Source organism: Pseudoxanthomonas sp. CF385 (genome assembly GCF_900104255.1).
Classification (GTDB): domain Bacteria; phylum Pseudomonadota; class Gammaproteobacteria; order Xanthomonadales; family Xanthomonadaceae; genus Pseudoxanthomonas_A.
On record NZ_FNKZ01000001.1, the window covers coordinates 935,264 to 954,827 of the forward strand.

The 19,564-nt window shown below is 60.9% G+C and carries 20 protein-coding genes; 17 read left to right on the top strand and 3 right to left on the bottom strand.

What is annotated here, in order from left to right; translation table 11 throughout:
- Genes BLT45_RS04045 through BLT45_RS04055 form a run of 3 tightly spaced genes read left to right on the top strand, consistent with a single transcriptional unit; the run spans window position 1 to window position 1,921 of the window.
- Window positions 1–360 carry an antibiotic biosynthesis monooxygenase family protein gene (locus BLT45_RS04045; protein WP_093295501.1) on the top strand — a complete coding sequence of 120 codons (360 nt, stop codon included), beginning with the start codon at window positions 1–3 and terminating at the stop codon, window positions 358–360.
- A 47-nt stretch (window positions 361–407) separates the two neighbouring features.
- Entirely contained in the window at window positions 408–1,202 is a 795-nt protein-coding gene (trpC, locus tag BLT45_RS04050; protein WP_093295504.1) for an indole-3-glycerol phosphate synthase TrpC, read from the top strand.
- A complete protein-coding gene (locus BLT45_RS04055; protein ID WP_093295506.1) occupies window positions 1,199–1,921 on the top strand; it encodes an HAD-IB family phosphatase in 723 nt (240 codons plus the stop codon). The genes trpC and BLT45_RS04055 overlap by 4 nt, the downstream gene beginning before the upstream one ends.
- A gap of 12 nt (window positions 1,922–1,933) precedes the next feature.
- Here BLT45_RS04055 and BLT45_RS04060 read toward each other — a convergent pair whose 3' ends face one another.
- From BLT45_RS04060 to BLT45_RS04070, 3 genes are all read right to left on the bottom strand, one after another.
- Window positions 1,934–2,308, bottom strand: a complete 375-nt coding sequence (locus tag BLT45_RS04060) for a zf-TFIIB domain-containing protein (protein ID WP_093295508.1) — start codon at window positions 2,306–2,308, stop codon at window positions 1,934–1,936.
- A gap of 82 nt (window positions 2,309–2,390) precedes the next feature.
- Window positions 2,391–4,034 (bottom strand): type IV secretory system conjugative DNA transfer family protein, encoded by a 1,644-nt coding sequence (locus BLT45_RS04065; protein WP_254771784.1) that lies wholly within the window; start codon window positions 4,032–4,034, stop codon window positions 2,391–2,393.
- An 86-nt stretch (window positions 4,035–4,120) separates the two neighbouring features.
- On the bottom strand, window positions 4,121–4,696 hold the full coding sequence (locus tag BLT45_RS04070) for a hypothetical protein (RefSeq protein WP_175455717.1): 576 nt from the start codon (window positions 4,694–4,696) through the stop codon (window positions 4,121–4,123).
- A gap of 602 nt (window positions 4,697–5,298) precedes the next feature.
- Between BLT45_RS04070 and BLT45_RS04075 the strand changes: the two genes are divergently transcribed.
- From BLT45_RS04075 to BLT45_RS04150, 14 genes are all read left to right on the top strand, one after another.
- Complete coding sequence (locus BLT45_RS04075; RefSeq protein ID WP_093295515.1) at window positions 5,299–5,748, top strand: hypothetical protein; 450 nt, start codon at window positions 5,299–5,301, stop codon at window positions 5,746–5,748.
- 16 nt (window positions 5,749–5,764) lie between these two features.
- Window positions 5,765–6,688 carry a VirB8 family type IV secretion system protein gene (locus BLT45_RS04080; RefSeq protein ID WP_093295517.1) on the top strand — a complete coding sequence of 308 codons (924 nt, stop codon included), beginning with the start codon at window positions 5,765–5,767 and terminating at the stop codon, window positions 6,686–6,688.
- Window positions 6,685–7,449: a TrbG/VirB9 family P-type conjugative transfer protein gene (locus tag BLT45_RS04085; protein ID WP_093295520.1), complete on the top strand. Its 765-nt coding sequence runs from the start codon at window positions 6,685–6,687 to the stop codon at window positions 7,447–7,449. The genes BLT45_RS04080 and BLT45_RS04085 overlap by 4 nt, the downstream gene beginning before the upstream one ends.
- The gene (locus BLT45_RS04090) at window positions 7,446–8,639 is read left to right on the top strand and encodes a TrbI/VirB10 family protein (RefSeq protein WP_093295522.1); all 1,194 of its coding nucleotides are present in this window, start codon (window positions 7,446–7,448) and stop codon (window positions 8,637–8,639) included. The genes BLT45_RS04085 and BLT45_RS04090 overlap by 4 nt, the downstream gene beginning before the upstream one ends.
- A gap of 13 nt (window positions 8,640–8,652) precedes the next feature.
- Window positions 8,653–9,705, top strand: coding sequence for a P-type DNA transfer ATPase VirB11 (virB11, locus tag BLT45_RS04095; protein ID WP_093295525.1), 1,053 nt, complete (start codon window positions 8,653–8,655; stop codon window positions 9,703–9,705).
- A 150-nt stretch (window positions 9,706–9,855) separates the two neighbouring features.
- Window positions 9,856–10,641, top strand: coding sequence for a transglycosylase SLT domain-containing protein (locus BLT45_RS18675; protein WP_175455802.1), 786 nt, complete (start codon window positions 9,856–9,858; stop codon window positions 10,639–10,641).
- A gap of 73 nt (window positions 10,642–10,714) precedes the next feature.
- On the top strand, window positions 10,715–11,089 hold the full coding sequence (locus BLT45_RS04105; protein WP_093295531.1) for a TrbC/VirB2 family protein: 375 nt from the start codon (window positions 10,715–10,717) through the stop codon (window positions 11,087–11,089).
- Complete coding sequence (locus BLT45_RS04110) at window positions 11,082–11,396, top strand: VirB3 family type IV secretion system protein (protein WP_093295534.1); 315 nt, start codon at window positions 11,082–11,084, stop codon at window positions 11,394–11,396. Before BLT45_RS04105 ends, BLT45_RS04110 begins: the two co-directional genes overlap by 8 nt.
- A 5-nt stretch (window positions 11,397–11,401) precedes the next feature.
- On the top strand, window positions 11,402–13,882 hold the full coding sequence (locus BLT45_RS04115; protein WP_093295537.1) for a VirB4 family type IV secretion/conjugal transfer ATPase: 2,481 nt from the start codon (window positions 11,402–11,404) through the stop codon (window positions 13,880–13,882).
- A gap of 66 nt (window positions 13,883–13,948) precedes the next feature.
- The gene (locus BLT45_RS04120) at window positions 13,949–14,719 is read left to right on the top strand and encodes a type IV secretion system protein (RefSeq protein WP_139187914.1); all 771 of its coding nucleotides are present in this window, start codon (window positions 13,949–13,951) and stop codon (window positions 14,717–14,719) included.
- A gap of 52 nt (window positions 14,720–14,771) precedes the next feature.
- The gene (locus BLT45_RS04125; RefSeq protein ID WP_093295544.1) at window positions 14,772–15,836 is read left to right on the top strand and encodes a TrbL/VirB6 family protein; all 1,065 of its coding nucleotides are present in this window, start codon (window positions 14,772–14,774) and stop codon (window positions 15,834–15,836) included.
- An 807-nt stretch (window positions 15,837–16,643) separates the two neighbouring features.
- Window positions 16,644–17,225: a hypothetical protein gene (locus tag BLT45_RS04135; RefSeq protein WP_139187916.1), complete on the top strand. Its 582-nt coding sequence runs from the start codon at window positions 16,644–16,646 to the stop codon at window positions 17,223–17,225.
- 95 nt (window positions 17,226–17,320) lie between these two features.
- Complete coding sequence (locus tag BLT45_RS18070; RefSeq protein ID WP_175455719.1) at window positions 17,321–18,538, top strand: Tle-like phospholipase domain-containing protein; 1,218 nt, start codon at window positions 17,321–17,323, stop codon at window positions 18,536–18,538.
- 70 nt (window positions 18,539–18,608) lie between these two features.
- Window positions 18,609–19,475: a hypothetical protein gene (locus BLT45_RS04150; protein ID WP_139187920.1), complete on the top strand. Its 867-nt coding sequence runs from the start codon at window positions 18,609–18,611 to the stop codon at window positions 19,473–19,475.
- Window positions 19,476–19,564: the final 89 nt, after the last annotated feature.

Sequence of the window (19,564 nt, forward strand, 5' to 3'; positions counted from 1 at the left end):
ATGGCCGCCAGCGGATTCGCCAGCCTGCCCAAACCACCGTACTACGCGGTGATCTTTTCATCGCTGCGCAACGCGCAGGACGATGCCGGCTATGGGGCCATGGCCGAACGCATGGTCGAACTGGCCCAGCAGCAACCCGGCTTCCTCGGCGTGGAGTCCACCCGCGGCGCCGACGGCTTCGGCATCACCGTGGCCTATTGGGAGAGCGAGGCGTCCATCCTCGCCTGGCGGCAGCATGCCGAACACACCGCGGCGCGCGAGCAGGGCCGGCGGGACTGGTACGACCACTTCGAACTGCGGGTCGCCAAGGTCGAGCGGGCCTACGGCTGGGACCGCGCAGCGGCCGAACGGCGCGGATAGTGCGAAAATGAGGGTCCCGCACAGGCGGGCACCCGCCTGAGGACTGCATGAGCGACATCCTGACCACCATCCTCGCCCGCAAGGCGGACGAGATCGCCGAACGCAGCGCCCGCGTGCCGCTGGCCGACCTGCGCTCGCGCGCCGAGGATGCGCCGCCCACGCGCGGCTTCGCCGATGCGCTCAACGCGATGATCGCGCAGGGCGACCCGGCGGTGATCGCCGAGGTGAAGAAGGCCAGCCCCTCCAAGGGCGTCATCCGCCCGGATTTCAGGCCCGCCGACATCGCGGTCAGTTACGAGTTCGGCGGCGCGGCCTGCCTGTCGGTGCTCACGGACGTCGACTTCTTCCAGGGCGCCGACGACTACCTGCGCCAGGCGCGCGAGGCGTGCACGCTGCCCGTACTGCGCAAGGACTTCACCGTCGATCCCTACCAGGTGTATGAGGCGCGCGTGCTGGGCGCCGACTGCATCCTGCTGATCGTCTCCGCACTGGACGACGGCCAGCTGGTCGATCTGTCCGGCCTGGCGCTGCAACTCGGCATGGACGTGCTGGTGGAAGTGCACGACATCGACGAGCTCGAGCGCGCGCTGCAGGTGCCGGTCCCGCTGGTCGGCATCAACAACCGCAACCTGCGCACCTTCGAAGTCACCCTGGAGACGACGCTGGCGATGAAGGACGCGGTGCCCAAAGACCGCCTGCTGGTCACCGAGAGCGGCATCGTCGTGCCGGACGACGTGGCGAAGATGCGGGCTGCTGGCGTGAATGCGTTCCTGGTCGGTGAGACCTTCATGCGGGCGGAAGAACCCGGCGAGGCGCTGCGTCAGCTATTCTTCGCAGCATGACGGACACGCCTTATCCCGCGCCGCGCCCGGACGCCCCGGTCGTGGTCTTCGATTTCGATCACACGCTGTACGACGGCGACTCCGGCGGACACTTGGTCAGCTGGCTGATCAAGCGCAACCCACTGCGGGCCGCGGTGGCGATCGCCGCGTCGATCGTCCTGGGCCCCATGGTGGCTTTCCTGCCCACGCGCCGGCGCGGGATTTCCGGGTACATCTGGATCGGCACCTTCGGCCTGCACGGTCGCCGCAGCTTCGATGCCCTGATCGATCAGTACGTGGACACGCACCGCGACGAGGTGCAGCAGCGCCTGCTGCCCCACGCGCTGGAGGTCTTCCGCGAGCATCGTGCGACCGGCGATCGCGTCGTCGTGGCCACGGGCGCGCCGCCTGAGCTCGCGCGCGCCATCCTCAGCTTCGTCGCCCACGAGGATGTGCCCGTCATCGGTACCGCCGTGGGACCACGGCTGGGCGCGGTGGTGGCCACGCGCCACTGCCATAACGAAGAGAAGATGCGGATGCTGCGCGAGCGCGGCTACGGCGAGATCGCAGTAGCGTATTCGGACAGCAGTGCGGACCTGCCGCTGCTGAAGGCGGCCCGCGCACCGGTCGTGGTCAATCCGAAGCCGGGGCGCGTGGAGATGTTCAGGCGGGTGCTGCCGCCCGGCACGCCGATCCTCAACTGGGGCTGCAAGGAGCGGGGCGGGGCAGCGAACCGCTGACCGCCCGTCGCATCAGCTACGTTCGGGGGCGTTCCAGTCCCTGATCAAGTCGGCGAACTCGATCTCGGCGAAGTCCTGGTACTCGCCCGCGTCGTAGAAACGTCCGTAGCAGTTCTTGCAGCTTTCGAACCAGATGTGGGGCTGCTGGGGATCGACCATACGGATGAGGTCCCGGCTGCCGATGCACACCGGACACTTGATGCGGTCCACCTTGTTGCATGCCTCGCCCTGAGCCGGGTCCCCGGTATCGATCTCCTCGGCGCGGTGCTTCAACGTCTCGTGCGCCATCATCTCGAACCACAACCCTTTGCACTGGGTGCACCGGTGCGCGCTGGCCTCCGGTTCCACGATCAGTTCCATCACGCTATGGCATTTGGGGCACTGCATGGGCGGAACTCCTGGACGTCTGCGAGCGAATTCCGGCGGATTCTAACCCCGATTCCCGCCCTGGCGGCAGGAACCGCGTGCGTCATATGCGCAGCGGCTCGACGTCCGCCCTCGGCAGCAAGCGGCGGGTGAAGTAGGCATCCTCGAAGTACCGGATCTTGCGGCACAGGATCGGGTGCGCCAGGCCCTCGTACAGGATGATTTCCTTCTTGGGCCCCATGGCCTTCAGCTCCTGGGGCAGCATCAGCGCCCGCTTCTCCAGCACCTCGTTGTCAGACACGTTCCGTCCCTGGCCATGCGAGCGGGTCCGGGCCCGTCGCCGGATCGTCGTGTAGCCGAGCATCTCGGAATAATCGTTGGCGTCCTGCTGCTCGCGGGGTGCGTAGATGATCTGGAGCGCATGGTTGGTGATGATGGTGCGGGAAAGTTCCTTCCCGTACACCGCATCCAGTTGCGCCATCGATTGGATGATCGGCAGCAGCCTGAGGTTGTACCCCGCCATGTAGGCGACCGACTTCGAAATGATGTCCACGCGGCCGATCGCGGTGAACTCATCCATCAGCAGCAAACATTGATGTTTGAGCGATGCGTCGTTCTGCGGCAGCGTCTTGGTGTTGACGTTGATCAACTGGCTGAAGAACAGGTTCACGATCAGCCGGCTTTCCGCGAGCTTGTTGGGCTGTATGCCGACATAGATCGTCATGCGCCGCCGGCGCACATCGTCGAGACGGAAATCGTCGGCGCTGGTAGCCGCGTCGAGGACGGGGTTCAGCCAAGGATTCAGGGGTTCGCGGAACGAGCCGATGATCGACGCGAAGGTCACGTCCGCCTGCGACAGCAACCCGGAAAAGGCGGTGCGCGCCTGGGCGCTGAGGAACGGCGCTTCCACGAGCCTCTGGAGGTAGGGCTTCAGCTCGCCCCCGTCGCCCGATGCCACCCGCAGGATGGTGCCGAGCGTGGGTGCGTCGGTCGTACGGTCATGCGCATGCCGCTCGAAGACGAAGAGCGCGAAGGCCAGGAAGGCATTGCGCGCCTGGCTGACCCAGAACTTGTCCTTGTCGTCGCCGTCGGGGTACAGCATCGCCGCGATGCTTTGCAGGTCCGATACCCGGAAAGCGGGATCGCCCGAGACATAGGTCATCGGATTCCATCGGTGCGTCCGACGGTCCTCCGCAAAAGGATTGAACAGGTAGACCTCGTGCCCGATCGACTTCCGCCAGCCGGAGGTGAGGTCGAAGTTCTCCTGCTTGATGTCCAGCACCACGGCGGATTCCCGGTAATCCAGGAGGTTCGGGATCACGATGCCGACGCCTTTACCGGATCGGGTGGGCGCCGCCAGGATCACGAATTGCTGCCCGCGCAGGCGAAGCAGCTTCCCGTTCATTTGGCCGACGACAACGCCATCATCGCCATCGGCAAGGAACCCCTTCCTGCCAAGATCCATCAAGCCAGCGAACCTGGCTCGACCGTGCAGGTTGCGATGGCTTCGCAGCTTGAAAATCATCACCACAAGCGCAGCCCACACCAGCAGCATCAATCCGCCGCCGACCAAGCCCGCAGACTTGATGCGCCATGCGTAGGGCTGGACCCGCGGGTGGTCGAGGTGCTTCAGATAGTTGAAGTAGGTGTCCCAACCGACCTGAGACCCGTCGAGCCCAAGAAAGATCAGGGACAGATATCCCGCCAGATAGATGCCAGCCAGTAGGGCGCCGATACCCAGCGCCACGCTTGCAAGAATACGCGTGTTTGCCAAAGAGTCCCCCTAGTGAATCCCTTCGTTCGACAGCCCGGTCACACACTCACGCTTTCTTTTTAGCGCTGGCCCGTCGGTTCTTCGTTGCTCTCGCGCCCCCCATCGACAAGCACATAGTCCTGGTTCTTGCCCCAACGACGGAGCCCGTCTTCGAGCTTGATGCAGGGCTTCCCATCGCATGCCGTGATGGTGACTTGCCGGAGGGCGCCAAGGACCTCAGCATCCGCGTGGGCGCGCTGTGCACGCTTGACGTTGTACCAGGAGGCATAGCCGGTTCCGGCCACGAGTAGTGTGCAGGCGATGACGATAACGCTCATGGTGCTCGTGCCGATGATCCGAACCTTCCGGTCGAGGGCCGCTTGTTCGTTCTGAAAGCGCTCTGTCACCTGCTTCAGTCGGGCGGCGGTATCGAGGATGTCTCGCGTAGCGATAGGAAGGTTCTCCGTCAACGCAGCAGAGACCGCGGAGCCCGCAAGCTCGACGAGTTCGCGCTTTCCTTCTTCGATCGTCTTTCTGACAACGATGGCTGCGCCCTGCAGATCCTGTGCCGACGACTGCTGCGAAGCCGCCGCGCGTTCGCACTGTTCCTTCAAGTGGGCCGCGAGCAAGGCGGCATTGGCAACGAATTCCTCCATCTTCGAAGAGTCCATATCGATCCTTGTCTATGGCAAAGCGAGACTGCTCGGTTGTTGAGCAAGGTGCAAAGCGAGGTCGAGCTTCAATATCGCACGAAGAAATCGCAGCGGACACAGTGTTCACGCGAGTGAAGAGTGAATTCACATGATCATGTGACCCGGTGTGTACTTTCACAATCACCTTCACATCCATGAGTGAAGTAAAGGTACCCGCTTCACGGCTTTGCAATAAATGCCTTGTTTTATAGGGTTCCTGATCGGCGTGCTTGGTGTGTTCGAGTAGTTGTACATATGTTTACTCGTGCGCGTGGGTTGACGACACAAAACAGCGTGGATATGTTCGGCTCAAATGTCGTGATGCAGTATGCGTATCGGATGTGATTCGCAAACATCACTGAACTTCATTGGAGCGTTAACGCATGGATGCGTACAGGGGGCATGGCACGGGCCATCAATCCGTGCACGGCGAAGATCGCGGCTGTTCCGCGGATCCCGATGCGCGCTCGCGCACTGTCACCCGCACACAATCATCAGTACCGCGACGCGATCCACGCAGGATCGCAGCGGGTTCGTGTTGCCGACGATTGCAGGGTGGTGGATCCGTGAGTCGAGACGTCCAGGTTCGAAAGGCGCGTGCTTCCTGCGTTCTGATAATTGCAACTCTTCTGGCGGGTTGCGTTACTCCGGGTGCAGCGGATGTCGGCGGGCGCTGGCGCCCGGTCAATCGTTTCGCCGAGATGCCGCAAGCGATCCCGCTGCAGCAGGCCTATATCTACCAGGCCTCGCCGGCCGATGGGACGCTGAAGACCATGTTGGCTCGTTGGGCGAAAGACGCGAACCTGACACTGGCCTACCTGCATCCGAATGACTACACACTCCATTCGCCCGTCGCGCAAATCCATACCAGTAGCCTAGAGGATGCCGCCGTTTCGTTATCCGCGGCGTATGCGGGCCAAGGCGTACGAGTCGTCATTGAGCGCCCCAGGATCATCGTGAGCCAGGCGTCGTCGCCGACGTCGGATGTGGCTGCGACCATGGTGCAGGACGACTGAGGGCGACGGCCACCGCATGTTCAAGAATACGTCCTCTCCTGATATCGATCGCGCGGTGGCGCAGGGCGTCAGCTTCGAGCTGACTTTGGCGGAACGCGCGCGCAAGAGTGAACGGCGCGCGTGGCTTGTAGCCTGGTCTGCCATCGTGATGGCGCTGATCCTCGCGGGTGGCTACTTCCTATTCCTTCCCTTGAAAGAAAAGGTTCCCTACCTCGTCATGGCTGACCCTTACACGGGAACTGCTAGCGTCGCGCGGCTTTCGGGAAATTTCCAGGATCGTGATGTAACCGCCGAAGAGGCGATCAACAAGAGCAACGTCGCGCAGTTCGTCCTGGCCCGCGAATCGTACGATTCGGGCCTGATTGGCCAGCGCAATTGGCGCACGACCCTGTCGATGGCCGGGCCGGCGGTGTCGCCCGCCTATGTCGCGCTCCATTCGGAGAGCAACCCCGAGCGACCTTTCCGCCTGTATGGCGGCGATAGTTCCGTGCGCACCCGCATTCTCAGCATCGTTCTGATTGGCGGAGGCGCGGGTACGCGTCCGACGGGCGCGACGGTGCGCTTCCAACGGAGCCTCTACGACAAAGGGCGCGGCCAGGTGCAGCCGCTGGACAGCCGCATCGCGACGCTGGAGTTCACCTATAACCCGGATCTTCGTCTGAGCGAGGAGGATCGGCTGCTGAATCCGTTGGGATTCCGGGTAACCAATTATCGCGTCGACGACGATTTCGCTGCTACCGCCGTGCCAGAGCGCGAGTTCCCCGCGCCGCTCGCGGCGCCGAATGCCGCTCCCGCGCGACCCGTAATGGTGCCGGCTGCGGATCCTGCTGCGCCCGAACCGACCGACGCTGCCGTCCCAAACGAGAATGAAGTTTCGACCGCGCCCCAACCCGTGGAGCAGTCGGAGCCCGAGACTCTACCTGGAGTTCCCCAACGATGAAGTTGAAGCACCTACTGCTATGGCTGCCAGCTGTCGGCCTGCTTCTTATGGCGCAGTCCGTGAGCGCTCAGGTGATTGAGGAGTACACCTATGCTCCGGACAAGGTGTATCCGGTGCGCACTGGATTGGGCATCACTACACAGATCGAACTTTCGCCGCATGAGGAGATACTGGACTTCAGTACGGGATTCAGTGGCGGCTGGGATATCGGTCGTCGTGGCAACGTGTTCTACCTGAAGCCGAAGAACGTGGACGTCGATACGAACCTATTGGTGCGGACCGCTGCGCATTCCTACATCTTCGAGCTCAAGGTCGTGGCGACGGACTGGCGCGTTCTGGATCAGGCGCGCGCGGCGGGCGTTCAGTACCGCATCAAGTTCGCATACCCCGGCGATACGAGCTTCGCCGAGCACGCGAACAAGCCCAAGGAGGCCATGGCCGAGCTCAACACCGGGATCGAGCCGGGACGCGCCTATCACTTCAACTACGAGTATGCCCAGCGCAAGCGCGGTCCTGCATGGCTGGTCCCAATGACGGTCTACGATGACCGTCGCTTCACCTATATCCGAATGGGGGATCGGACGCGCTTTCCCAGCGGAAATTTCCCGGTGGTGTTCGCGAGGGAAAGCCAGGGCGGCGACGAGTTCGTCGTCAATTCGACCGTGCAGGACGACACCATCGTCGTACATGGCACGTATCCCTACTTGGTCATTCGCCACGGCGACAACGTGGTAGGCCTGCGCAGGAGCGCGGAGCAATGAACGAAACTCCTTACGAATCCCGGGCAGAGTCTGCGCCTCAGAACCCCTACCAGCGCGCGGAGCGACCCGTCCCAGAGCCCGATCTAGATGCAAACGCGCCGTATCTTCGCTCGGTCGATGTGCAACGCCTGAATCGGAAAGCGCTGCTGTTTCTGGGGGGGATCGTGCTGCTATTACTGGCCGTCGCCTTCTGGATCTTCAGTACGGCAGTTTCCGGCCAAGACGACGAGGCTCGCGGCAAGGCCCGTGGAGAGCAACTGGTGATTCCGGCCGCTCCCAAGGACCTCCCCGAACTTCCCCCCGAGCAACCCGCGATGGTAGCGGAGCCCGATCTGCCACCGTTGCCGATAGTCGATGAAGGTCCGGCTGTCCCCAGTTTCAGTTTGCCGAAAGACGCCCCCGCACAAAGTGTTGAGTTGACGCTGAGGGACCGTCGCATCATGGATGCTTCCGGAAGTGGCCGCTCTTCTTCGGGCCAGTCCGGTGCGGTCCCTGGAGTGATGTCGCCCGAAGACTACGCACGCCTCATGACGCAGGCGGGGGCCGAGCCTGACGCCGCGGCGGCTGTCGAGTCCGAGGATGTGTCCAGTGCCAAGCCGCTCTACAACCCCAATACATTGCTGCTTCGCGGGACGTACATACGATGCGTACTCGAGTCGCGTGTAATTACCGACGTGCCTGGCTACACGTCCTGCGTAGTGACGGAACCGGTGTACTCCGTCAACGGCAAGCGCCTTCTGCTCCCGCGTGGATCGAAAGTCATGGGCAGCTACGATGCAGAGGCGATTATTGGCGAACGCGCTGCCATTGTGTGGGATCGCATCACCACACCGACTGGCATGGACGTCAACATGCGAAGCCCAGGCACGGACATGCTCGGTGCGGCCGGAAATCCCGGACATTACTCCGCGCATTGGGCGCAGCGCATCTCGTCCGCGCTTCTGATCAGCATGCTGAGCGATGCGTTCAAGTACGCCGGCGCGAAACATGGTCCCCAGGAGACGTCGATCGTGAATGGCGCCATCGTTCAAAACCCCTACGAGAGCAATACCGCCAGGACCATGGAGCGCTTAGCCAACATGGCGTTGGATCGCAGTATGGCGAGGCCTCCGACAGTAACGATAGACCAGGGCACCATCGTCAATGTGTACGTGGCGCGCGATGTGGATTTCTCAGCGGTGATGCGCTGAGGGGCCTTCAGATATGGACGCGCAGAACGAGCCCCTTGCCCGTGTTTCCAACGAGTTCCTGGATTACCAGTACCAGGTGCTAGGGATCGGCGAACATCTGCACTCCTCCGATGTGACTGAGATCTGCATCAATCGCCCTGGAGAAATCTTCCTCGAAACGGCTCGTGCGGGTTGGCTCAAAGCGGATGTGCCAACACTTACCTTCGAGCGCGCGCGCCAGTTCTGCACCTCCGTAGTCAATGAAAGCAACACCGGCCAGCGCATCACCGACATCGACCCGATGGTGTCGTTGACCTTCCCTACCGGTCAGCGCGCCCAGTTCGTGATTCCCCCGGCCTGCGACGCCGGCAAGGTATCTATCACCATTCGGCTGCCGGCCAAGTTCAGCAAGACCCTGGAGCAGTACGAGCAGGATGGCTTCTTCGATGAGATTCTCGAGCAGCAGCAAATGCTGGGCGACCACGACCAGGAACTGCTGGAGTTGCGCCGCAGCCGCAACTACGCGGAGTTCTTCCGCAAGGCGGTTCAGTACCACAAGAACATCGTGGTAGCGGGCGCGACGGGCAGCGGCAAGACCACGTTCATGAAATCCCTGGTCAACCACATTCCTGATCATGAGCGCCTGGTCACTATCGAGGATGCGCGCGAACTTTTCATAAGCCAGCCCAATGTCGTGCACCTGCTGTACTCCAAGGGTGGGCAGAGCGCCAGCAATGTCACCGCCAAGAACTGCATGGAGGCTTGCCTGCGCATGAAGCCGGATCGCATCATTCTGGCCGAGCTGCGCGGCGACGAGTCGTTCTACTTCATCCGCAACTGCGCGTCGGGCCATCCCGGGTCCATCACCAGCTGCCATGCGGGGAGCACCGCACAGACCTGGGACCAGTTAGCGCTGATGGTCAAGGCGTCCGCGGAGGGCGCTGGCCTGGAGTTCGAGGTCATCAAGCGCTTGTTGAAGATGACCATCGACATCGTGGTTCACATCAAAGCACATGCGGGGCGGCGCTACATCACAGGCATCGACTTTGATCCCGCGCGCGTGTTGGCCCGACAGGAATCCTCATGAGCCTTGCCCCTTCGAATAGATACATGTCCCCACCGATCGCTCCTGCGCGACACCTCAAGCATGTGTCGTCGCGCGCTCATCATTGCATCGTGAGGGTTTCCCGTGGCGTTACCACCGCTGAGAAAGTGAGGTAGTCCTATGTTGCCTGGTATGGAACTAATGGGTTGCACCGGTCTATCGGTACCACCAGCAGTGATGGAGCACGTCGTGAAGGTCGAGTCCTCCCTTAATCCGTATGCGATCGGTGTCGTCGGTGCGAGGTTGGCGCGGCAACCTCGCAATCTGGCCGAGGCATTGTCGACCGCACGCATGCTGGAGACTCGCGGATACAATTTCTCGTTGGGCTTGGCGCAGGTCAACAGATACAACCTCGCGCGACAGGGTCTGGACAGCTATGAGAAGGCCTTTGACGTTTGTCCTAACCTGCAAGCGGGTTCGCGCATCCTGGCCGAGTGCTATGCGCGTTCCGGTAACAGCTGGGGGAAGGCATTCAGCTGCTACTACTCCGGCAACTTCACGACAGGCTACCGGCATGGCTATGTGCAGAAGGTATTCGCGTCATGGCGCCAGCAGGCGAGTAAAGAGGCAGAAGCAGCAATAGCAGTGATCGACGGCCAAACGCCGACGAAGCCACAACGCGCACTGCCGCGGACAGCCATCACGGGAAACACGTCGTCCCGCCTGACTCGCCGCATTGAGGAGGCGAGAAACGATTCCCCGACCATGCGGACTATCGGGGCCAGCATTCCCACGACACGCATGGTGGCGCCGGCTGCGCCCGTCGCGGCCGCCGTGAGCACGATCCCGCCCGCCACTGCACAGGGGTCGATTGATACCCCTGTGCTTGTGCAGCCCTACCAAAAGAACGCCGACGTGAAGCTGCAAGTATCGCAAGCGGCTCGGGCGCCCGGGAGGGATGACGCCTTCGTCTTCTAGCAGAAACCGCCAAGGATGGCTCATCGGCACGCGAAAGTGCCACCACCGTAGTAACCACCATTCGGGGTCAATCATGAACAACATGCAATCTACTCAAACGAAAGAGATCTCTAGCACACTGATCCTGGTGATCGTTGCGGCCACTATGCTGGCACTTCCCGAACTGGCACTAGCCCAGGACGCCACGGGTGCGCAAGGCCGCGTGACCAGCTTCTTCACCAACATCAACTCATTGCTGAATGTTGCGTCCATCGCCATCGTAACGATCGCGGTGATCTTTGCGGGCTACCAGATCGCCTTCAACCACAAGCGCGTGGGAGATGTAGCGCCGGTCCTGATCGGTGGCTTTCTTATTGGGGCCGCTGCGCAGATCGCGAAGATGCTGTTGCCATCCGACGTTACTTCCACGGCCATGATCGTCGGCCAAGTGCTGATTCAGCATGCATAAGAACGTGCTTTTCAGGGGTTGCACGCGCCCGCCCATGTTCATGGGCGTTCCTTATGTTCCCTTTGCGATCGGTGCGGGAGGCTGCCTGTTGCTCACGTTCTACTTCAACATGTTCTTTCTGGCACTTTTGCCGGTGGTTGTCTTCGTCATGCGGCAGATGGCGCGCCGCGACGAGATGATCTTTCGGCTCCTTGGCTTGCGCTGGCAGTTCCGGACGCGTGTCCGGAACCTCGGCCATCATCAGGGGATGTGGGTGTTCACGCCCAACACCTACAGAAAGCGCTTCGACGAATCGATTCCGGACTGAATTCCATGCTCGCGCCAGACCTTTCCATCGCCGAGTTCATCCCGCTGTCCGCGCATGTGTCCCCGCACGTGATTAAGACGACGGGTGGGGACTTCTTGCTGACATGGCGCCTGGACGGGCTCCCGTTCGTAGGGCGTGAGGAATGGGAACTTGAACACCGTCACAATACGTTCAACCGCATGCTCCAGACCCTGCGCGCTCCAGATTTTGTAAACGTGGCGTTCTGGGCGCACGATCTGCGGCGCCGAGGGCGAATCCGCTCGGGTGCACACTTCGGCCAATCGTTCAACCAGGAGTTGTCGGACAGATACTTCGATGCGCTCTCCTCGCAGAAGATCATGCAGAACGAGCTGTATCTGACGATGATCTACCGGCCCATCGTGATGGGGAAAAAGTTCGTCGAGAAGTCTGCCAACGTGTCACGCCTACAGGCTGAACAAGACCAGGCCGTGGCGAAGTTGATGGAACTGGCGGGCAACGTGGAGGCGGTGCTCAAGGACTATGCCCCCGTGCGTCTCGGTATGTATGAGGTCGAGTCGGGCGGGGTATTCTCGGAGACGTTAGAGTTCTTCGGTTTCGTGCTCAATCGCATCTCCGAGCCGGTGCCTGTGCTACGCGCGCCGCTTTATGACTACTTGGCCGTCAGCCGCCATATGTTCTCGTCGAAGACGGGCGATTTCGTCGTCAGCACGCCAGATGGGCAGAATCATTTCGGCGCCATCCTGAACATCAAGGAGTACACCGACGGAACCTGGCCCGGGATCCTAAACGGGCTGAAGTACCTCAACTTCGAGTACGTCATCACGCACTCTTTCAGCCCGATGGGGCGTCAGGATGCGCTGAAGGTGCTGGATCGAACGAAGGGCATGATGATCTCGTCCGGCGACAAGGCGGTCAGCCAGATCGTCGAGCTGGACGGCGCCATGGATCAGGTTGCGTCTGGGAACTTCGTGCTCGGCGAGTACCACTTCATCATGACCCTGTACGCTGAGGACCAGCAGCGACTTTCGCAGAATGTGGCGGTCGCCCGTGCAGAGTTGTCCAATGCCGGCTTCGTCTCGGTTAAGGAGGATCTGGCCGTCTGTTCGTCCTTCTATTCCCAGATGCCGGGGAACTGGCGTTATCGCACCAGGCTTGCCAACGTCAGTTCGCTGAACTTCCTCGGCTTGTCGCCGCTGCACAATTTTGCCACCGGAAAGCGCGACAACAATCCGTGGGGCGATTGCGTCACAGTGCTTCAGACGACCAATGGGCAGCCCTACTACTTCAACTTCCACGCGACCCATCCGGCCGAGAATTCACTCGGCGAGAAAGCCATCGCCAACACCATGGTCATCGGTAAATCCGGTACCGGCAAGACGGCACTTATCAACTTCCTACTTAGCCAGGTGCAGAAGTTCGATCCGGTGCCGACCATCTTCTTCTTCGACAAGGATCGAGGCGCGGAGATCTTCGTTCGCGCCTGCGGAGGCAACTATCTCGCGCTCGAGAACGGGAAGCCCACCGGCTTCAATCCATTCCAGTGTCAGCGCACCGATGCCAACGTGCAGTTCCTCGCCGGGCTGGTCAAGGTGCTGGCGGGAAAAACGCACTACACCGCACGTGAGGACGAGGACGTATTCCGAGCAGTCGAGGCCATGCTCGACATGCCGCTGCACCTGAGGTCGATGACGAATTTCCAGAAGAGCCTGCCCAACATGGGTGACGATGGGCTCTTCGCCCGCCTGCGGAAATGGACGGCCGGCAATGCGCTTGGCTGGGTGTTTGACAATCCAATGGACACCATCGAACTGGATCGTGCGAGCATCATTGGATTCGACTATACCGATGTCATCGAGAACGCCGAGATCCGCGTCCCAGTGATCAACTACCTTCTGCATCGACTGGAGGAACTGATCGATGGTCGACCACTCATCTATGTTATGGACGAGTTCTGGAAGATCCTCGATGGTGGTGGTGCGTTGAAGGACTTCGCCAAGAACAAACAGAAGACGATCCGAAAGCAGAACGGGCTTGGTATCTTCGCCACGCAGAGTCCAGAAGATGCCCTGGCGAGCGATATATCAGCCGCTCTCATTGAGCAGACCGCGACGCTGATTCTGTTGCCAAACCCGAATGCGGCGCGAGAGGACTACATCGACGGCCTGAAGCTTACCGATGCCGAATTCGAGGTGATCAAGAATCTTGACGAACGCTCGCGCTGCTTCCTCGTGAAGCAGGGGCACGCGTCGACTGTGTGCCAACTCAACCTGCGCGGCATGGACGACGCCTTGGCGGTCATCTCCGCCAGTACTGACAATATCGAGATCATGCACGGCATCGTTGAAGACGAGGCGCGGCGTCTGGTGGTGGACAAGGCCGAACTGCTGCCCGAGCAGTGGTTGCCGCGATTTCAGCGGGAGCGCAAGGGGTCGGGTAGGAGTGGCTCATCGCAGGCGCCTTCCTCCCGGGCGGATGGCGCAAGGCGCTCCTCAGCGCCTTCGTAGGAGCGAAACTGAAATGTGCCGGAGAGCCGGGTCGCATTGATCAGCACTACTTCAGGAGAAAAAGTCATGTCGCACGTCAACGCAAATCAGACCCGTCGCCTGCCGATGTGGGGTCTTCTGTCGCTGTCTACCGTGTTGTGGATCCCGCCGTCGCTCAGCGTAAGCGCTTCCGGTGTTCCTGTCGTTGACGGGGCACACATTGGCGTCAACAAGTTCGCTTGGGTTGCCCAGTATCAGCAAATGTATCAAGAGCTTCAAAGGCAGATGGAACAGTATCGCACGCAAATCCGAGAGCTCGAACAGAAGTACGTCAGCGGCCCTTCGTTCAGCGGAGCGGCCGGGTACCGGGAGACGCTGTCCGAGCGGGGCCTGAATGACTATGTTGCGGAACGCTGCGGTGCCGGGGCCGGACTACGCACCGGCCCGGCACAGATCAAGGAAATTGCGGAGCGACAGTTCAGGAACTGTGTCGCGATCATTCAGACCGAGAATACGCGCTACAACGTCATGGTCCGCGTGCTCAAGAACCTTGATGTTCGAGATCGGCAGATGGAAGAGCTGAAAAGGCAGGCGGCGTCTGTTCCAGCAGATCAGCCAGGAGCTCTCGAACGGGTTAAGGCCAATATCGCGCAGCTTGAGGCCTATGTAGAGCTCGATCTGCAGAATGCCACGACGTTACTGAGCGCCTACGACGCCAGCCTGAAGGCACTGAATACCGAGCAGGTCTGGCTCGGTCAGGCGGCTTTCAACGGAAAGAAAAGCGGACTGGTGGATACGGTAGTTCAGTATGGCGCGCTCAAGGGTGCGCTCGAGGTCGCGAGGAGTCGCGAGCGCTGACTAGCGACGCCGCACGACTCGACTCGGATCTCCACATCTCGGATTAAGAAAGATGGACGGCAGCTTACTACTCCTCATGGACACGGCGATCAGTGGAATTCCACTCAAGGCGTCGCTGCCTAACATGATCTTCTTCCACGAGATCAATGAGTTCATCGACGATGAACTCATGAACGAGTACTTGCCCAATCTTGGTCGTCGCGTCATGCGTGTCGTAGGTGGTCTCGGGACCATCCTCCTTACGCTATGGATCATGATTCAGGGCTATCGCGTCGTAACCGGACAGTCACGAGAGTCGATGATGGCGCTCGTCGTGAGTTCGTTGCGGGCGACATTCATCATTGGCATCGCGCTTGGTGTGGCGATCTCTTGGGGGCCGATCTACCAAACACTGACTGATGGCCTCACGAGAACGGTCAACGAGACGATGACCGGAGATGAAGATGGGGACGGGGCCTACGGCGATATAGATCGGACCTTGGCCATCATGCAGGCGGCGCTGGCGGCGATCGATACTGTCGATAGTAACTATGACGTCGTTACCGAGAAGCAGAAAGACAGAGCCTTGCTTTTCACGGGGATCGGCTTGGGGGCCCCGGCGATCATGGCCGCCGTCGCGATGATGCTCAACAAGGTCGCAATAGGTCTGATCATCGCGCTGGGGCCCGCCTTTATCCTGTGTCTTTTATTCGAGCAAACGAAACCTCTGTTCCAAAAATGGTTGATGTACGGAATCGGGACGCTTTTTTCGATGGCCTTGCTTACGGTCATGGTGACGCTCGCGCTGGATATGGTCATCGCGGTGGGCATGGCGTTCTGGGTCACAAGTTCGCTTGGCTTCGGCGGTGAGAACGTGACCAACATGGCCATGCAGCAGGGTGGGCTTGGACTAATTCTGACTGCGCTGATCGTGAGTGCCCCACCGATGGCGGCGATGCTGTTCCAGGGGACGCTTGGGCAGTTCACGCCCTACAGTGCGTTCCAGCCGCAGCCCCAGCCAGGAGCGCCGGGTCAGCCGGGATATGCGGGCGTGGGGGGGCAGTACTCTCGCGCGGACAGTTCATCCTCAACTCCAGACTCGGCGCGCGCTCTGAAGCCCTCACCTACCATTGGATAAGAACATGCCACGTCTTCTAGTATTCCTTGTCCTCGGCTTGTTGGCTGCGCCAGCTATTGCGCAAACCGGATGTCCACAAGGCGTATCTCCAGGGGATCCGCGCTGCGGCCCGTCATCGGGTGGCCTGTCCATTGAGCCTGTGTACGTGCCGAAGATGCGTTGGAAATCTACGTGGGGGGGGTTCGCCTCCGATGCGGAGGGGGCGGTCATAGGAACGTCCACCGCCCAGTCAAGTAAGTCTGCTGCGAGTCGTGCCGCGGTCAAAAGGTGTCAGGAACTGGGTGGAAAGGAATGCAGCGTGGCGCTAACTTACAAGAATCAGTGTGCGGTCGTTGCGGATCCCATCGAGCAGGAAAGTGGGCTAAGGACGTTTCTTGGCGCTTCATCGATTGACGAGGCGACAGTGCTCGCCATCGGCAAGTGCGTTGAAAGAAACCCCGGGACGACCTGTAAGATTATCTACTCAAACTGCACGGCGCCTATCTCCTATATCGATTGACAGGTGTATCGCATGGAATGCTTCGAGCATCCGGCAGCCTGCCTGCAGCCTGTCGGTAAGGTATCTGGGTCGGGGTCGCGCGCGTACGAGATGTCGGCGTGTTGATGCAGGGCGTGATGCGGAAGTGGGTTCCTGTGGCCAGACTGGTCGCGTGCAACCATGCCGCTGCCGCTGCCGCTGCCGCTTTCGCTGTCGTGCGTCGTGAGTCGTACGTACCAGCGCGGCGTCGTTACTTCCGGTGCTACATGCCGCGCGCAACGATCTTAGTGCCCCTGTTATGGGCGGTCGCATGTTCACAGGAGCAGGGAATGAATTCCGTGGGCGATAGTGAAACTAGCGTTGGGGAGCAGGCGCCGCTCAGGAAAATCAATCCCTCTCCCCGGCGCGGCCATATCATCGCCATGACGCTGGAGGACGCGCCCGGAGTCTTCGCTTCCATTGAGGGTGTTGCGCAGTACACGGTAGAGAACGCGACCGAGTGTGGCGAGAAAGTTGCCTTGTCGGGCGCATTTCCTCGTATCAGCACCAGTGAACCTTTCGTCTTGACCAAGGTCTCCGAGAATGAATACCGCGGAACCGTGTATGAGGACCTCATCGTGGACGAGGACTACTTCGGGCGGGGAGTGTGTCGTTGGAAATTTTCGTCCGTCAGCGTCCATCTGAGCGCCACGACGGACGGCGCCGATACGAAGTTCATCCCCAGTATCGATTCGATCCTGGTCGCTTCATCTGGGTCCGAAGCAAAGTATTTCTGGAAGGCCCGCTACCCTAGGGTGGCGGACTACGACGGTTTTCCCGTATTCGGGGAAAGTGACCTCGAAAGTGTTCCAGAGGATAAGCGAGGCGAGTTCTTCGTCATCACCCTGGCTTCGGGGGAGACGTCGCGGTGAGAATTTCGTCACAGGAGTATGCCGAGCTGGCAAACGATGCGTATAAGGATCGCGCTGTCGGCGCTCGTCCCCCTGGGCAACGGGAGCCTGTAACCTTGGGCGGGGCCCATTACTGGGTCATAGAACACGTCGACAACAAGAACACCGGATACCAGGGCACGATCTATCAGCGGGCGAACGATGGTGCAATCGTGGTGGCGCACCGCGGTACCGAAGAAGTATGGATGGACGGTGTCGCGGCCGACGGCTCTATGGTGCTGAGTCGCGTCAATCCGCAGGCGAGCGATGCCGTCGAGCTGACACGGCGCGCCCTCGCTATCGCCAGGGAAGACGGCCGTCAGCCAGGAAAGAGTGAGCCCGAAGTCACGGTCACGGGTCATTCCCTTGGAGGAACGTTGGCCCAGGTAGCGGCGCATCATTTCGACCTGCGAGGCGAGACATTCAATGCCTACGGCGCTGCGAGCCTCGACCGCCGGATCCCCGAGGGTGGCGTGCGGATGCTTAACCACGCAATGGCCGGCGACACCGTCAGTGCAGCTAGTCCGCATTATGGCCAAGTTCGCATCTACGCCACGGCCAGCGAAGTCGCAACCCTAAAGGCAGCGGGCTATCACAACCAGCGGTTCGTCGACCTCGTGACGCCGAACAACCCCATTCTCGCGGCGGGTGCGTCGCTGGGATCGCACTCGATGCACCAGTTCCTGCCGGTGGATGGCGATGGCCGACTTGATCGCTCCGCGCTCGAGGGCTTCCATGCTCGAGTTCTCGCGGATGACAATCGGCAATCGATCGCCCGCTATCGCGACGACGTTCTGGACCTGCGGCGAGGTGTGACCGCGATGTCTCGTGGTCCCTTCGGCCTCGTGCGTGATGGTGTCGATCATCTCCGGGGGCCATTGCCAGCGGGAGAGCCAGCGGCGCACGAGTATCGCGAACTGCAACAGCGTTCCAGCCGGACATCGCCATCTGCCTCCGCGGACCCTGGAAAGGCTCACAACTACACATTCCACTGGGAGATGGGTCGGGGCGCGTCGATCCAAACACCGCTGCGCACCGATGTGGCGATGCCCTCGCGTGAAGTTGATCGGCTCTTGACGGCTGCGCGAACTGGCGACGTCTCTGCAGTGCGCGCTGCCCAAGAGGATCTGCAGGCGTCGGAATTTGGTCAGTCCTGGCGAGCGCTCGTCCAGGAGCGTCAACGGGATCTCGAGCGCCAGCGTGGGTTCGGTCCGGGAGTGAGCGAGGTGAGGGCCACACTATCAACGGAGGCGCGCGATGAGAGGGAATCCGGAACACACGCCTATCAGCCATGACGCCGGTTTGGTGACCGGCGACGTGCCAGATGTACGGTTGAGTGGAACTACCCTTATGAGGTTGCAGCACATGAAGAAGCTTTCTCCCCTGCTCCTGGTATCAATGACGGTCCTCGCCGTCGGCTGTGACGCTCAGGCGCCACAGTCGCCAGACGCAGCGACCCAGGCGGCGCCCCTCCAGAAGAAGGATCAGGACATGTCGGAGCTGAAGCCGCCATCAGCGGACAGCGTGTTGTACTTCATCTACCAGCGCGATGGCGATGGTGCGGTCAGCTACAAGGTTGATGGCGGTGCCACCGTCAGCTACTGGTATGGCCACGCGTTCGATCTCAACGGAAAGCACTACTTCACTGGCTTCGGCAGTAAGAACCAGGGAGAGGGGCCGGAAGGCGACGACGGCATGATGGATGCCGAACACGTAGCCATCTCACAGGCGACGTTCACCCGTGTTGAGAAGGAGGATAGACAGGAGTGGTCCAAGCCCGACACCGATGGCTATGTCGGAGAGTTCGGCAGGATGGGGCGGCCCGAGCAGATCGACGATTCGCGGAAAGCCCAGTCGTTCACGACCGGCGACGGCCGCTATCTGTTGGCGGTGCCGACCCTGGATCTCGTGAATGGCACCGATGTTCGCAGTTTTGCTCTGCTTCTCTTCGATCCGGGCAATGTGGACAAGTTGGGATTCAGGCAGTGGGGCTACGTGGGTAGCATCCCCGTCAGCGACGACAACAGCGATGCGTGCGATGGCGGAGAAGTGATGCCTTGTGTCGCAAGCAGCGGGATGCTGGCATTCGAGCAGACGGGTGCGGGACTACCCAATCTCAAGGTTGCTACGAAGGGAACCACGATCGCTTCTCCCGGAAAGGTTCGCGACCTGACGAGCGCGGACGCCGTGGTCTACACCTTCGATCAGGAGAAGCAGAGTTACGGAAAGTAAGCCGATTTCCAGTTGACCGACTTGCATCAGGCCCATGGAGGGGCCCGGTTGACGTTCTGTGGCCCACCGGCCACGCACATCAGCAGAGG